The organism is Bradyrhizobium zhengyangense (assembly GCF_022012555.1).
GTDB lineage: Bacteria > Pseudomonadota > Alphaproteobacteria > Rhizobiales > Xanthobacteraceae > Bradyrhizobium > Bradyrhizobium zhengyangense.
Genome location: NZ_JAKLTZ010000002.1, coordinates 620723 through 634577, shown reverse-complemented (window position 1 = coordinate 634577; position 13855 = coordinate 620723). Strand labels below are relative to the sequence as shown.

At 64.9% G+C, this 13855-nt stretch carries 12 protein-coding genes; 5 read left to right on the top strand and 7 right to left on the bottom strand.

Going from position 1 to position 13855, the window contains the following annotated elements; genetic code table 11:
• Nucleotides 1-49 precede the first annotated feature (49 nt).
• Nucleotides 50-1243 (bottom strand): serine hydrolase domain-containing protein, encoded by a 1194-nt coding sequence (locus tag L6639_RS08175; RefSeq protein ID WP_237860588.1) that lies wholly within the window; start codon nt 1241-1243, stop codon nt 50-52.
• A 339-nt stretch (nt 1244-1582) separates the two neighbouring features.
• Here L6639_RS08175 and L6639_RS08170 point away from each other — a divergent pair, with 339 nt between their 5' ends.
• Together L6639_RS08170 and L6639_RS08165 are read left to right on the top strand one after the other, a co-directional pair.
• The gene (locus L6639_RS08170; RefSeq protein ID WP_128948714.1) at nt 1583-1903 is read left to right on the top strand and encodes a hypothetical protein; all 321 of its coding nucleotides are present in this window, start codon (nt 1583-1585) and stop codon (nt 1901-1903) included.
• A 270-nt stretch (nt 1904-2173) separates the two neighbouring features.
• Nucleotides 2174-3667 (top strand): NAD-dependent succinate-semialdehyde dehydrogenase, encoded by a 1494-nt coding sequence (locus tag L6639_RS08165; protein ID WP_237860587.1) that lies wholly within the window; start codon nt 2174-2176, stop codon nt 3665-3667.
• A 162-nt stretch (nt 3668-3829) separates the two neighbouring features.
• Here the strand turns inward: L6639_RS08165 and L6639_RS08160 are convergent, their stop codons facing one another.
• Together L6639_RS08160 and L6639_RS08155 are read right to left on the bottom strand one after the other, a co-directional pair.
• Nucleotides 3830-4744 (bottom strand): phosphoribosylaminoimidazolesuccinocarboxamide synthase, encoded by a 915-nt coding sequence (locus L6639_RS08160; protein WP_237860585.1) that lies wholly within the window; start codon nt 4742-4744, stop codon nt 3830-3832.
• 77 nt (nt 4745-4821) lie between these two features.
• Entirely contained in the window at nt 4822-5739 is a 918-nt protein-coding gene (locus L6639_RS08155) for a pirin family protein (RefSeq protein WP_237860582.1), read from the bottom strand.
• A 242-nt stretch (nt 5740-5981) separates the two neighbouring features.
• On the opposite strand from L6639_RS08155, the gene L6639_RS08150 reads away from it, so the two are divergent.
• Together L6639_RS08150 and L6639_RS08145 are read left to right on the top strand one after the other, a co-directional pair.
• The gene (locus L6639_RS08150; protein ID WP_237860579.1) at nt 5982-7043 is read left to right on the top strand and encodes an AraC family transcriptional regulator; all 1062 of its coding nucleotides are present in this window, start codon (nt 5982-5984) and stop codon (nt 7041-7043) included.
• A 144-nt stretch (nt 7044-7187) separates the two neighbouring features.
• Nucleotides 7188-8615 carry a serine hydrolase domain-containing protein gene (locus tag L6639_RS08145; protein WP_237860576.1) on the top strand — a complete coding sequence of 476 codons (1428 nt, stop codon included), beginning with the start codon at nt 7188-7190 and terminating at the stop codon, nt 8613-8615.
• Between the two features lie 4 nt (nt 8616-8619).
• On the opposite strand, the gene L6639_RS08140 is transcribed toward L6639_RS08145, so the two are convergent.
• Nucleotides 8620-9990: an MmgE/PrpD family protein gene (locus L6639_RS08140; protein WP_237860574.1), complete on the bottom strand. Its 1371-nt coding sequence runs from the start codon at nt 9988-9990 to the stop codon at nt 8620-8622.
• Nucleotides 9991-10113: 123 nt separating this feature from the next.
• Between L6639_RS08140 and L6639_RS08135 the strand changes: the two genes are divergently transcribed.
• Nucleotides 10114-11229: an FUSC family protein gene (locus L6639_RS08135; RefSeq protein WP_237860572.1), complete on the top strand. Its 1116-nt coding sequence runs from the start codon at nt 10114-10116 to the stop codon at nt 11227-11229.
• Nucleotide 11230: 1 nt separating this feature from the next.
• On the opposite strand, the gene L6639_RS08130 is transcribed toward L6639_RS08135, so the two are convergent.
• The 3 genes from L6639_RS08130 to L6639_RS08120 are packed head-to-tail and all read right to left on the bottom strand — an operon-like array spanning nt 11231 to nt 13754.
• Nucleotides 11231-11881, bottom strand: a complete 651-nt coding sequence (locus L6639_RS08130; RefSeq protein ID WP_237860570.1) for a 2-hydroxychromene-2-carboxylate isomerase — start codon at nt 11879-11881, stop codon at nt 11231-11233.
• The gene (locus tag L6639_RS08125) at nt 11878-12366 is read right to left on the bottom strand and encodes a DUF2867 domain-containing protein (protein WP_237860568.1); all 489 of its coding nucleotides are present in this window, start codon (nt 12364-12366) and stop codon (nt 11878-11880) included. Before L6639_RS08125 ends, L6639_RS08130 begins: the two co-directional genes overlap by 4 nt.
• On the bottom strand, nt 12363-13754 hold the full coding sequence (locus L6639_RS08120) for an MATE family efflux transporter (RefSeq protein WP_237860567.1): 1392 nt from the start codon (nt 13752-13754) through the stop codon (nt 12363-12365). The genes L6639_RS08125 and L6639_RS08120 overlap by 4 nt, the downstream gene beginning before the upstream one ends.
• Nucleotides 13755-13855 lie beyond the last annotated feature (101 nt).

Here is a 13855-nt window from a genome sequence, read left to right as displayed (position 1 = left end):
TATCCGTTGCTGATGAGGCGCGCGACGCCGCGCGCCTCATACTAAGGGGTTACGCGGCCTTTTGCCCGCTTCCGGCATCGAGCCCGGCATAGACGCCGCGCTCGAAGCCGGCGAAGGCCTGCAGGCATTTCGCATCCGCGAACGGCAGCAGCTGCATCAGGATCACGCCGGTGACATCGCGCGCCGGGTCGATCCAGTAGTAGGTGTTGGCAAGGCCCGCCCAGGCGAGGCTGCCGGCGCTGCGGCCTTCCGCGGTCTTGGCGGTATTGATCATGAAGCTAAGGCCCCATTTCTTCGCCTGATCCGGATAGAGATCGACGTCGTTGGTGTAGGGCGGTGCTGCCGTCGTCATCTTGGTCATGTTGAGATCGCCCATCTGGTTCTGTCCCATCATGGCGACCGTCTCGGGTTTCAGCACCTGATTGCCGTTGCCGCGGCCCTTGTTCAGGATCATCTGGGTGAACTTGATGTAGTCGGCCGCGGTCGAATAGAGGCCGCCGCCACCCATGTGGAATTCCGGATTCTGCTCGAGCTCGAACGGCATCGCGGCAAGCTGGCCGTCCTCGCCGCGGGCGTGCATGCCGACGAGGCGCTTGCGCATGCCGTCGCTGATCTTGAAGCCGGTGTCGCTCATGCCGAGCGGCGCAAACAGATTGTCGCGCAGATAAGCATCGAGCCGCTTGCCGCTGACGGCTTCCACCGCCTTGCCGACGAAATCGATGTTGGTGCCGTATTCCCAGCGTGTGCCGGGATCGGTCATCACAGGTGTCTTCAGCGCGGCGTTCTGACAGGTGATGATTCCCGGCGTGCCGGTCTTTTCCATATAGCGCGCGAATTCGCCGTTCCACATATCGTAGCAGAAGCCTGCGGTGTGGGTCATGAGCTGGCGCAGCGTGATCGCACGCTTCGCCGGCCGCAGTTTTGGCTCGCCCTTGGTGTCAAAGCCTTCCAGCACTTGCGGGTTGGCGAGGTCGGGCAGCAGCGATCCCATCGGCGCATCGAGCGACAGCTTGCCTTGCTCGACCAGCTGCATCGCGCCCGCTGATGTCACCGCCTTCGTCATCGAGGCGATCCAGAACACGCTATCTGCTGTCATCGCATCGGGCTTGGACAGGTCGCGCTTGCCGAACGCGCCGTGATAAAGAATGTCGCTGCCGCTGGCGGCGATCGCAACAACGCCGGGAATGTCCTTGGCATCGCTCATCTTGCGCAGAATCTCGTCGATCTGGGCTTTGCTTTGCATCAGCGTTTCCTCCGGTTTGATTATTGTTGGAAGTGTTCGGATTGTCCTCCCGCAAGGCGCGCGCGGCAAGCGTGGCGATATGCACCCTGTGGTCGCGATGTCGTGACTTGACGCTCTGCGCTCCGCGCGGGACGACTGATCTGCAACACTTCTTCGCAATCTGCGGTGGATGGCCGCAACCGGCCGTGACCTTGGATAGGCTCAGGCAGTATGTTTCCGGTGTTTGAAGCACTTGAAACATTTTGTGCGTTGCGGCGTTCAGCTCGTGGCCCGATCGGCGGCTGACGTTGGTACTTGATACAAATTGGCGACCGCCATCGGTCGCGAGGGGACTTTAAAATGATTTCGACCTGGAGCGAATGGAAGCGCTATCCCCGTCCCGGACGCGGCGACAATCTGGAAGCGCCGATCTCGCCCGGCATTTACGAGGTGCGGATCGCCGGATCGGGCGCGCTCTATTCGTTCGGCGCGGTCGACAATCTGGCCCAGGCGCTGGCGCTGCTGCCGGTCGGCTCAAAGTCCTGGTTCGGCCGCCGCGATACCTCGGATGCGCCCGATCTCGAATACCGGACCTGCGCGACCTCCTCGAAGGCCAGCGCCAAGGCCGCGGCCGAACGCATGATCGGCCGGCGCGAGACCTATATGAGCGGCGCGGCTTGATCATCTCCGCAGTGTCGGTGCTGCACCTCTCCCACAGGGAGAGGTCGCGCCGCAGGCGCGGGTGAGGGGTTACGCTCTCGTGGGACCTGCGCCCCCTCACCCGATTTGCTGCGCAAATCGACCTCTCCCCGCTGGGGAGAGGTAAAGAGCTGGCCGCTTCCGAGTTTAGCTCCCGGCAGATGTGCGTTGCGGGACGGTGCATTGTGCGCCTGATGTCCCTATATTCCGGCCGATCCGATCGCCCCAAATGATCGTCCGAGGAGTAACGCCATGACCCCGACCGCCGCTGCACGCGCCCAGCTCGCCACCGCCACCCTGCGTGACCGGTTGAAGGACCCGTCGCTGCTGAAGGAGGCCTGCTACATCGACGGCGCCTGGGTCGGCACGCCGGTTTTTGCCGTGAACAATCCCGCGACCGGTGTCGAGATTGCAAAGGTCCCGCAGCTCGGCGCTGATGATACCACTAAAGCGGTCGAAGCCGCGCAGCGCGCGTTTCCAGCCTGGGCCAAGCACACCGCCAAGCAGCGCTCCAACATTTTGCGCAAATGGTTCGAGCTGATCATCGCCAACCGCGAGGACCTCGCGCTGATCCTGACCTCCGAACAGGGCAAGCCGCTGTCGGAAGCGCTTGGCGAGGTCGATATCGGCGCCGCCTATATCGAGTTCTTTGCGGAAGAAGCCCGCCGCGTCTATGGCGAGACCATTCCGACGCAGCGGCCGGATGCGCGGCTGCTCGCGATCAAGCAGCCGATCGGCGTCTGCGGTGCCATCACCCCGTGGAACTTCCCCAACTCGATGATCACGCGAAAGGTCTCGCCGGCGCTGGCCGCGGGCTGTACCGTGGTCCTCAAGCCCGCCAACGAGACGCCGCTTTCGGCCCTCGCGCTGGCCGTGCTCGCCGAGAAGGCCGGCATCCCCAAGGGCGTGCTCAACATCATCACTGGTGATGCGCCGCCGATTGGCAAGGTGTTGTGCGAGCATCCAGCGGTGCGCTTCGTCGGCTTCACCGGCTCGACCGCCGTCGGCAAGATCCTCTACCAGCAGGCCTCGGTCGGCGTGAAGCGGCTCGGCCTCGAGCTCGGCGGCAACGCGCCGTTCGTGGTGTTCGACGACGCCGACATCGACGCGGCGGTTGAAGGCGCGATCGTCTCGAAATACCGCAACATGGGCCAGACCTGCGTCTGCGCCAATCGCCTCTACGCCCAGGACAAGATCTACGACGAGTTCGTCAAGAAGCTGTCGGCGAAGGTCGCGGCGATGAAGATCGGCGACGGCACCGAGAGTGGAGTCACGCAAGGCCCGCTGATCAACATGAAGGCGGTCGACAAGGTCGAGCGTCACATCGCGGATGCCGTCAAGCGCGGCGCCAAAATCGTCACCGGCGGCAAACGCAGCGAGCTCGGACGCTCCTTCTTCGAGCCGACGGTGCTCGCTGATGTGAAGCCGGACTCGCTGGTCTCCCAGGAGGAGACTTTTGGTCCGCTCGCGCCGGTGATCCGCTTCAAGGACGAAGCCGACGTCATCGCGATGTGCAACGCCTCTCCGTTCGGCCTCGCCTCGTACTTCTACTCCCGCGATATCGGTCGCGTTTGGCGCGTCGCCGAAGCGCTGGAGTCGGGCATGGTGGGCGTCAACACCGGCCTGATCACGACAGAGGTCGCGCCCTTCGGTGGCGTCAAGGAAAGCGGCCTCGGCCGCGAAGGCTCACGGCACGGCATGGAAGAATATGTCGAGATCAAATACGTGATGATGGCGGGGGTGTGAGGCCTCGCATGAGTCCCTCCACGTCATTGCGAGCGACTTGTCCGCTGTAGCTCGAAGAGCGTAGGCGGAAGCGAAGCAATCCAGAAACTTTCCACTGAGACAGTCTGGATTGCTTCGCCGCAAGAGCTCCTCGCAATGACGGAGCGAGAGTATATAGCCGAGCTAAATCTTCAGCTCTTCGCCCGTCACCCGCCGATATGCTTCCAGGTACCGCTTGCTCGTTGCATCCACCACACTCGCCGGCAGTGGTGGCGGCGGCGCGTCGCCGTTCCAGCGGCCGGCGCGGCGCTCGGCGTCGAGATAATCGCGCAAGGGCTGCTTGTCGAAACTCGCCTGCGACTGGCCGGGCTTGTAGGCATCGACCGCCCAGAAGCGCGATGAGTCCGGCGTCATGACTTCGTCGATCAGGATGATGCGGCCGTTCTTGTCGCGGCCGAACTCGAACTTGGTATCGGCGATGATGATGCCCTGCTCGCGCGCCAGCTCCTCGCCGAGCGTGTAGATCGCGCGCGTCATGCTTTCGAGCGTGTAGGCCACCTCGTCGCCGACGACCTCGCGCATCTTCGCGATGGTGATGTTCTCGTCATGACCGGTCTCGGCCTTGGTCGCGGGGCTGAAGATTGAAGGCTCGAGCTTCTCGCTCTCGACGAGGCCGGGTTTCAGCTTCTCGCCCGCCAGCGTGCCGCTCGCCGCATATTCCTTCCAGGCCGAGCCGGAGAGATAGCCGCGGATCACGCATTCGATCGGAAACACGGTAGTGCGGCGGGACAGCATGGCGCGGCCGAGGATCTCGGCACGATGCGGCTTCAACGCCGGTACGGCCGCGATGATCTCGTCGGTGTCGGCGCTGATCATATGATGCGGCACGATGCCTTCGAGCTTGTTGAACCAGTACGCGCTGATCTGGGTCAGCACCGCGCCCTTCATCGGGATGGTCTCGCCCATCACGACGTCGAAGGCGCTGATGCGGTCGGTGGTGAGGAGCAGCAGGCGGTCGTCGTCGACGGCGTAGATATCGCGCACCTTGCCACGGCCGATCTTGGTCAGGGGCAGGTCGCTGGAGAGCATGGTGGTCATCGCAAGGCTTTCGTAGATTTGGCCTTCAGGAAATAAGTCCGGCCGCGCCTGATGGTGCGGCCGGGCACCGGATTAGCCTATTCCGGTAGCGGAATGAACTCATGTTCCTGCGGAACTGCGGCGAAGCGACCGGTTTTCCAGTCCTGCTTGGCCTGCTCGATCCGCTCCTTGCTGGACGAGACGAAATTCCACCAGATGTGGCGCGGGCCTTCCAATGCATCGCCGCCGAGAAACATCATTCGCGTCGCCTTGAGCGCCTTCACTGTGATGCGGTCGCCGGGGCGGAAGATCAGCAGCCGGGGCCCTTCATAGCGCTCATTGGCGATCTCGACCTCGCCGTCGACGACATAGATCGCGCGCTCCTCGTGATCGGGGTCGAGCGGTACTGTCGCGCCGGCGGTGGCCGTGACCTCGGTGTAGAACCAGGGCGAGACCATCTTCACCGGCGAGGCGATGCCGAAGGCGGATCCGGCGATCACCCGCGCGGTAAAATCGCGCTCGGAGATCATCGGCAGATCGCCCGCCGCATAATGCTGGAACGAGGGCTCGATCTCCTCGGAGCCTTCAGGCAGCGCGATCCAGCTTTGCAGGCCGAGCATCTTCTGCCCCGAGGCGCGCTGCACATCCGGCGTGCGCTCGGAATGGGCGATGCCGCGCCCGGCGGTCATGAGATTCATTGCGCCGGGCGCGATCTCCTGCACATTGCCTTCGCTGTCGCGATGCATGATGGAGCCGTCGAACAGATAGGTCACGGTGGCAAGGCCGATATGCGGATGCGGCCGCACGTCCATGCCCTTGCCGGAGACGAACTGCACGGGGCCGAAATGATCGAAGAAGATGAAGGGCCCGACCATCTGCCGCTTGCCATGCGGCAGCGCCCGCCGCACCTCGAATCCGTCGCCGAGATCGCGGGTGCGCGGCACGATGACGAGATCGAGCGCATCGCATGTTTTGGGATCGCCGAGCACGGGATCGTTATCAGGCATCCAGCTCATGACGGGCTCCTTTTGACTTTCTTGCGCTTAATCGTAGCAGAATTTCGTATAGCCGTCGCGACAAAGCCTGCGTCGGACTTCGCGGGCAATAGCTCCACATCCTCTGCTGTCATGCCCCGGCTTGAGCCGGGCGATGACAGCGGTGGATGCCGCTCCAGCAGTGGTGCGCGGATGGTCCTTGAAAAAAGGCGCCCAACAAACGATGTTCGACCGACCGCAACCGCGACTGATCGCAGCGTCCAATGACCCTTGCCACCCTCGACCTCGCCTTTCGCGCCGCCAGCGTCGCGCTGCTGCTGATGCTGGCGGCGTCGCTGCTGCATGATTATCGCAATGTGCTGGCTGCCCGCCTTGGTGCGGCCTTTGTGCTCGGCTCGGTCGCGCATGCGGTGAGCTATTCGCTGGACGTCACGTCGCGGGTTCCGCTCTGGCATGCACCGCTGATCGCGTTGTCGACCGGCACCATCGTGGTGTTCTGGTTGTTTACGCGCGCCCTGTTCGACGACGAGTTTCGCCTGCGCTGGTGGCACGGTTTGATCTGGGCGCTGGTGATGGCCTACAGCTTCGCGGGCTGCGTCTGGATTGCCCCCAGCGGCCATGTGCGGTTCTCGGTGACGATGGTCAATCTGATCGTGCTCGGTTTCATCGCGCTTGCGGTCGGGCAGATGATCGCCTCCTGGCCGGCCGACCTGGTCGAACGCCGCCGCCGCGTTCGCGTCTTCATCGTCTGCGCGATCGCGCTCTATGGCGGGCTGAACGCGGTGCTCCAGATTGCCGCCGCCGGCGACCACGTCGGTGCTGTCGCCGAAACCATCAATGCCGGCGCGCTGACCTGCACCGTCGCTGCGATCGTCTATGCTATGATGCGCGTTGACGGGGCGGATCTGTTTCCGGCAGCAGTGGAGGCGGCGCCACCAATTGTTTTCAGTCAGCCTGCGGCCGATGACGCCGCCGATCAAAAGCTCATCGACGCCCTGATGCGGCTGATGGCTGACGAGCGGATCTATCGCCAGGAGAACATCACCATCGGCGTGCTGGCGGGCCGGCTGAAGATCCCGGAATACCGGCTGCGCCGGCTGATCAACCAACGGCTCGGCTATCGCAACTTCAATGTGTTCCTGAACAACCACCGCATCGAGGAAGCCAAGGCGGCGCTGGCCGATCCCACCCAGGCCGAGGTTCCCGTCATCACCATCGCGATGGACGCCGGCTTCCAGTCCCTCGGCCCGTTCAACCGCGCCTTCAAGTCGGTGACGGGCGTGACACCGACGGAGTACCGGCGGCTCAAGGCCGACGCGGCCTAGATTTAAAGCCTTTGAATTTACATAAGAATTCCGAAATCAATCAGCCCCGATCAGTTTCGGCGAGGCCGATTTCCAAATCCGGCGAGCGTGGTTCGCCCGCATCCGGCCTGCTCTTCGCATTCGCCCCATAGCCGGAGAAAGCCCGTGACCCGCCGCCGCAAGATCCTCCTCCTCACCACCGCCATTGCCTGTGCCGGCCTCGCGCTCGGCGCGGCGCGGGCCCGCGATGTGCCGAAGGTTGCCACCGGCTTCATCGCCCACACGCTCTGCTCGGAATTTTTCGTCTCCGGCCTCGATGTCAGGCGCGACCTCACGGACACCACCGGCGCGATGCCGGGCACGGATCTGCTGACCTGGGCGATGGATCTTCAGGTCGATCGCACGCGCAAGGATGTCACGGTGTCCCTGTTCGGCATCGGCCGCAGCCATGCTGTCTATCGCGAGGGGCTCGGCTGCACACTCGAGCACGGGCAGGGGATTGCCAATGTCGCATTGCCGTCCGACGACAAGCAGCCTGCCTTGTTGCCCGAGATCGCTGGTCCGGGACTTGTCGCCCCGCAAAGCGAGGGCCTGGCAGCCGCGCTCGACCGCGCCTTCACTGAGCCCGCGCAGCCGCCTTATCGCCGCACCCGCGCGATCGTCGTCATGAAGGCCGGCCGCATCATCGCCGAGCGCTACGCCGACGGCGTCGGGCCGGAGACGCAACTGCTCGGCTTCTCCATGACGAAGTCGGTGATGTCGGCGCTGACGGGCATCCTCGTGCGCCAGGGCAAGCTGAAGCTCGCCGGGCCCGCGCCTGTCGCCGCCTGGCAAAGTCCTGACGATCCGCGCCATGCCATCACCGTCGATCAGTTGTTGCGTCACACCGCCGGCATTGCGCTCGGAAGCTCGTTGGAGGCCAAGCTTGGCTCCGTGCTCGAACCGGTCAACACCATGAAATATGCCGAGGACGATATGGCGAGCTTTGCCGAGCGCGCGCCGCTCGCGACAGCGCCGGGGACGGCGTGGAACTATCACGACGGCAACTACCTCATCCTCGCGCAGTTGATCCGCAACGCCGCCGGCGGCAAGCCCGCCGATGCGCTCGCCTTCGCGCGCCACGAATTGTTCGCGCCGCTCGGCATGCATCACGTCACGCTGCAGCTCGACGCTTCGGGCACGATCGAGGGCTCCGGCGAGATGATGGCGTCCGCGCGCGACTGGGCGCGGTTCGGCCAGCTTTATCTCGATGACGGCGTCGTCGGCGGCAAGCGTATCCTGCCGGAGGGCTGGGTGAACTACTCGGCGTCCGCCACGCCAAATGCCTGGGTCGGCATCGGCGCGGGCTTCTGGACCAACCAGGGCGACAGCTTTGGCGCAAATTTTCGCATCAAGCACGGCTGGCCGCGCGATGCCTTCTTCGCCAAGGGCACGATCGGGCAGTACGCGATCATCATTCCATCGGAACGTCTGGTGATCGTGCGAATGGGCCGCTCGCAGAATTGGCCGCCTGAAGTGGATGGCGTGTTCGATCTCGTGCGCGATGTCGTGGCTGTCACGCGCGAGCAGGGGAAGTTGGCGGGTGCGAATTAGGCCGCTACTGCCGTCCCAGCTCCGTCGCCGTCGCCACGCGATCGAACCGCTCCAGCGTCATGATCGCATCGGCGAACTTGTCGGCCCGTGCATTGAGCACGGGCCGCGCCAGCGTCAGAAACTTCTGCTGCATCGCCTGTGCATCCGGGAATGAATTCGGCTCGCCGGACGGATCGGCATAGAGCCGCTCATGCACGCCATCTTCAGTCGTGATGCTGACGCGGGCGCCGAAGGGATGGGTGCGGCCGACCTCTAACCGGTCATCCTGCACCACGTCGAACTTGTCGGCGAGTGCGTCGATCGCGGCATCGCCCAGCCTGGCGTAGTCGTCCCAGCCGAATGAGCCTTGATCAAGCGCGAGCGCGCCGGTGAAGAACATCGAGAATTGGCCGCCGACGATCGAGGTCGGATGCCGTTTGGTGGCGGCATCGCCGGTCAGTGTGATGCCGTTGCGATGCAGGCCGATCTCGACGCGCTTGACCTGGTCGGGCGTCAGATTGTGCTCGCGCCGCATCGCGATCAGCGCGTCGATCGCGGCATGAGTGTAGCGGCAGCTCGGATAGGGTTTCACGCCGATCTTCATGGTCTCGTAGGTCCTGCCGAGCCCGGCGACCGCCTTGTCGGGATGCGCATCGTCGGTGTAGCCGGCGAGCAGGCCGTGCTTGCCTTCGACCGATTCCGTCGCGCCGACGAAATCGTTGCGCGCCAGCGTCGCGGCGATCACGCCGTTCATCGCGGCGGCGCCGACCTGGTAGCGCTTGTTCCAGGCGCCGTTCATCAAGAATTGCAGCGAGCCCGCGGCCTGGCTGCCGGCGACGCCGAAGGCGGCGATGATCTGTTGCTCGGAGAGCCCGAACAGTTTCGCCGCCGCAGCTGCCGCGCCATAGGTGCCGGCGGTCGCGGTCGGGTGGAAGCCGCGCGCATAATGCGAGGTCGGGTCGAGCGCGTTTCCGAGCCTGCAGCAGACTTCGTAGCCCGCGACGATCGCGGTCAGCACGTCGCGCCCCGAGGCACCGACCATCTCGCCGACGGCGAAGGCGGCCGGAACCACCGGCGCGCTCGGATGCAGCGAGGAGTCCGCATGCGTATCGTCGAAATCGAGGGAATGACCGAGGGCGCCGTTCAGCAGCGCCGCCACGGCCGGGGTCCAGGTCTTGCTGTCGCCGAACACGGTGGAATCGCCCTTGGTGTCGAGCGACAGCGCTTCCAGCATCTTCAGCAGCGACGGGGTGGATTCGGCCTCGCGCCGCGCCCGGATGGCGCTGCCCAGAAAGTCCAGCGTCAGCACCTTGGCGCGATCCAGCACCTCCGCCGGAATATCGGCGAATTTCAGCTTGGCGACATAGGCGGCGAGCGTTGCGGTTTCGTGGGCCATCGTGTTTCCTCGTTTTGGCCGGCAAGTTAGGCGGGCTGATTTTGCCTTTCAAGCGGCCTTGGGGCCGCGGGCATCAGCTATGCTTTTGGCTGGCGCGATGGGATCGGACCGGGACTTCAGATGATGATTTCAGCAAGAGAGCTGTTCGACCGCGTCTGGTCGCGCAGGACGCAATTGGGGCTGGCGGTCCGGGTCACCGTCGCGGCCACCGGCGCCTATGCGCTCGCCACCGCGCTGCATCTGTTGTTGCCGCTCTGGGCCGTGCTGACGTCGATCATCGTGACCCAGATGAGCGTCGGCCGCTCGCTGAAGGCGACGCGCGACTACATGCTCGGCACCATCGGCGGCGCGATCTATGGCGGCGCGATCGCCATCCTGATTCCGTATTCCAGTGAACTCGGCCTGCTGGGCTTGCTGATGCTGGCCGTGGCGCCGCTTTCCTTTCTCGCAGCGCTCTATCCGAATCTGAGCTCCGCGACGGTGACGGCGGTGATCGTGCTGGTGCTGCCGTCGATGCATCATGCCGATCCCATGGCTTCGGCGATCGACCGCGTCTGCGAGGTTTCGGTCGGCGCGGTGACGGGGCTGCTCGTCTCCTTCCTGGTGCTGCCCTCGCGCGCGGTACGGCAGATTCGCGCCAGTGCGGCGAAACTGCTGGAGCTGATTGCGGAGGCCTTCAACGAACTGCTCGCCGGCCTCACGCGCGGCCGCGACAACGATGCGCTGCATCGGATTCAGGACGGCATCGGCACCGCCATGGTCGGTATGAACACCATCGGCGCCGAGGCCGAGCGCGAGCGTTCGGCGCGGTTGTCGAGCGGTCCGGACACCGGCCCCTTGTTGCGCACGATCCTGCGGCTGCGCCACGACGTCGTGATGATCGGCCGCGCCACCGTGGTGCCGCTGCCGGCCGAGGTGCAGGTGAGGCTTGCAGGTCCCCTGGCAGAGGTGAGCACGGCGATCCTGCGCTTCCTGAAGTCGGCAGCCGAAGCCCTGCGCGAGGGTGCCGGCGCGCCGCCGATCCACCCGGTTCACGTCGCGCTTGCGCATTATTCCGAGGCGGTGGCGGCGGTGCGCCAGGACGGATTGATCCGCGGCCACACGAGCGACACCGCCGAGCGCTTCTTCGCGCTCGGCTTCTCGCTGGAGCAGATGCACCAGAATCTCTGCGACCTCGACCGCGTCGTCGGCGAATGGTCGGAGGCGGCGGCGGATGGACCGGTGAAGGTCGCGGAGTGAGTTACCTCTTCGCGAGCCCCTTGCTCTGCAAGCGCCAGAGCAGCAGGTCGATGCGGTCCTGCCCGAAGAACGGCTCGTTCTCGAACACGAAGGTCGGCACGCCCCAATGGCCTGACGCCGCGTGATCCTTTTCATTCTCCGTGATCACCTGCTCGTAGCGATCGGGATCGGCGCCGATCGCCGCATCCATCGCGGCGAGATCGAACCCGGCCTTCTCCGCGGCGCGCGGGAGGTGATCGCCCTCGTTCCAGCCCGCGACCGAGCCATCCCACAGCACGCGCGCGATCGCATCCGTGAACGCGAGTGCCCGGCCTTCGAGCTGCGCCATCGCACCCAACCGGGTCAGCCGGTGGATGTAGGGCTGCTCGGCCGCGACATCGAACGTCGTCTTGTCCTGCACGACCGGGTCGGGCCGCGGAAAGCGAAACGGAATGCCCTCGTGCTGCGCCACGCGCGTGCTGTCCAGCACCACATAGCGGATGAAGTTCGGGCTGGCCTTCTTGAAGAAGCCGGGTATGCGCACCGCGATCGGATAGACCGGCCGCAGGTTCACCGCGAGGTCGTACTCTTCGACCAGCTTCAGCGTCTTCGGCAGCGCCAGATAGCTGAACGGGCTGCGAAAGGAAAAGAACAGATCGACGGACAGCGTCATCGCGCCGGCTCCGCGATGTCTCCCATCATGCTGCGGGCCACGAGCTTGTGGAACGGTACGATCAGCGCGAGGTAGGTGCGCCCGAGCAGGTTGTTGGTCCGCACCAGGGTGGTCAACGTCACCTGCCGGTCCGCCGCATCGCCGGCGACGTCGACCACGACGCGGAAATCGAGATGGTAGTCGTCAAAGCCGGCGATCAGACGCTCCGGCGTTTCGCTCAGCACGGGAAACAGGCCGATCATGCCGTGCGGAGCCGGAGCGCCCTCGCCCGACGTCTTCAGTCCAAGGGGTTTCACCAGGATGTTGCGCAAGCGGGTCAGCACATCGACCCAGCGCGGCCCGTGCACCACCATTCTTGTGCAGGCCTCGCGGGCGCTCAATGGCCTCGCGCCGACCTCGACACGAAAGGCATCGATGAACTGGGCGCCTGAGAGCAAGGCGCCGGCATCGACCTCGGGGGTGATTTCGCGAACGGATCCTGTCATCCCGCGATTTTGCGCGTCAGCATCCGGAATCGCAAGATCAAGAGTCCGGCATAGACGAACGATCCGACCGACAGCCCGGTCCAGACCCCGACCGCGCCGAGATCGGCGTGGAAGGCGAGCATCCAGGCGATCGGAAAGCCGACGCACCAATAGCCAATGGCTGCGAACACCAGCGTCATCCTGGTGTCATTGATGCCGCGCAGGGCGCCGCCCATGATGGTCTGGAGCGCATCGGCGATGAAGAAGGTCGCGCCGACCAGGAGAAGTCTCGCAGTGAGCTCGATCGTCGGCGCGCTGGCCGCGTCGCTGCCGAAGAACAGCCGCCCCAGCTCATAGCGCCCAAGGATAATGGCGACGGTCAGGGCCGAGACAAATGCAATCCCGAGCACCGCGGCGACGAGGCCCGCGCGCCGCACGCCGGCCGGGTCGTCGCGGCCGAAGGCGTGACCGACCCGCACCGTCGCGGCCATGCCGATGCCGAGCGGGACCATGAACAGCACGGCGGTGACCTGGAGCGCGATCTGGTGCGCGGCGAGCGCGGTGGTCGAGATCAGGCCCATCAACAGCGCAGCCGAAGAGAACAGACCGTATTCCAGCAACAGCGAGAACGAGATCGGCGCGCCGATCGCGATCAGCTGGCGCATCAACGGCCAGTCGATCCGCCAGAGACGCGTGAGCGGATGGTAGTCGGCGAACGGCTTGCGCCATGCCGCAACGGCAAGCGCGGCGATAAAGGTGCCGAGATTGACCAGCGTGGTCCCAAGCCCCGCGCCGAACAGGCCGAGCTCCGGCAAGCCGAACAGGCCATGGATCAGGCAATAGACCAGCGCGAAATTCGCAGGGATCGCCGCCAGCGTAATCCATAGCGGCGGCTGCGGCCGGTTCACCGCGCTCATCATGCTGCGGATCGCGATGAAGCCGAGCGCGGGCGCGATGCCCCAGGCAAGGCCATTCAGATAGCGCTGCGCAAGCGCGGCCGAATGCGGCGCCTGTCCGAGCGCGATCAGGATGTGCTCGCCATACAGCGGCGAAGCCATCATCGGCAGCGAGATCAGCAGCGCGACCCACAGGCCGACGCGCAGGGAGAGGCGGACGCGCCTGACGTCGCCGGCCCCGAACGCCTGGGCTGCCAGCGGCGACACCGCGGCCATCAGGCCGAGCCCGAAGGTGAAGCTGACGAAATAGACGGTGTGCGCAAGTGCCGCAGCCGCGACCGAATCTTCGCCGAGCCGCCCGATCAGCGCGAGATCGCTCGTGATCATCGCGATCTGCCCGAGCTGTGTCAGCATCATCGGCACAGCGAGCCGCAGCGTCTCGACGAATTCCTGCGTGAGATGGCTTTGCACGCCTGTTTGCGGCGGCTGTTGTGGTTGGACGGTGTCGAGCATGGCCGCGTCAATAGCACAGCCGCACGTCGAAAACATGGCTCCGGTGAGGGACTCGATCCGCTAGCTCGGAATCGTAGGGTGGGCAAAGGCGCACTTGCGCC

Excerpts from the sequence above, each read along its gene's own strand:
- L6639_RS08175 (WP_237860588.1), bottom strand. The coding sequence starts at position 1,243 with ATGCAAAGCAAAGCCCAGATCGACGAGATTCTGCGCAAGATGAGCGAT.
- L6639_RS08170 (WP_128948714.1), top strand. The coding sequence starts at position 1,583 with ATGATTTCGACCTGGAGCGAATGGAAGCGCTATCCCCGTCCCGGACGC.
- L6639_RS08165 (WP_237860587.1), top strand. The coding sequence starts at position 2,174 with ATGACCCCGACCGCCGCTGCACGCGCCCAGCTCGCCACCGCCACCCTG.
- L6639_RS08160 (WP_237860585.1), bottom strand. The coding sequence starts at position 4,744 with ATGACCACCATGCTCTCCAGCGACCTGCCCCTGACCAAGATCGGCCGT.
- L6639_RS08155 (WP_237860582.1), bottom strand. The coding sequence starts at position 5,739 with ATGAGCTGGATGCCTGATAACGATCCCGTGCTCGGCGATCCCAAAACA.
- L6639_RS08150 (WP_237860579.1), top strand. The coding sequence starts at position 5,982 with ATGACCCTTGCCACCCTCGACCTCGCCTTTCGCGCCGCCAGCGTCGCG.
- L6639_RS08140 (WP_237860574.1), bottom strand. The coding sequence starts at position 9,990 with ATGGCCCACGAAACCGCAACGCTCGCCGCCTATGTCGCCAAGCTGAAA.
- L6639_RS08135 (WP_237860572.1), top strand. The coding sequence starts at position 10,114 with ATGATTTCAGCAAGAGAGCTGTTCGACCGCGTCTGGTCGCGCAGGACG.
- L6639_RS08130 (WP_237860570.1), bottom strand. The coding sequence starts at position 11,881 with ATGACGCTGTCCGTCGATCTGTTCTTTTCCTTTCGCAGCCCGTTCAGC.
- L6639_RS08125 (WP_237860568.1), bottom strand. The coding sequence starts at position 12,366 with ATGACAGGATCCGTTCGCGAAATCACCCCCGAGGTCGATGCCGGCGCC.
- L6639_RS08120 (WP_237860567.1), bottom strand. The coding sequence starts at position 13,754 with ATGCTCGACACCGTCCAACCACAACAGCCGCCGCAAACAGGCGTGCAA.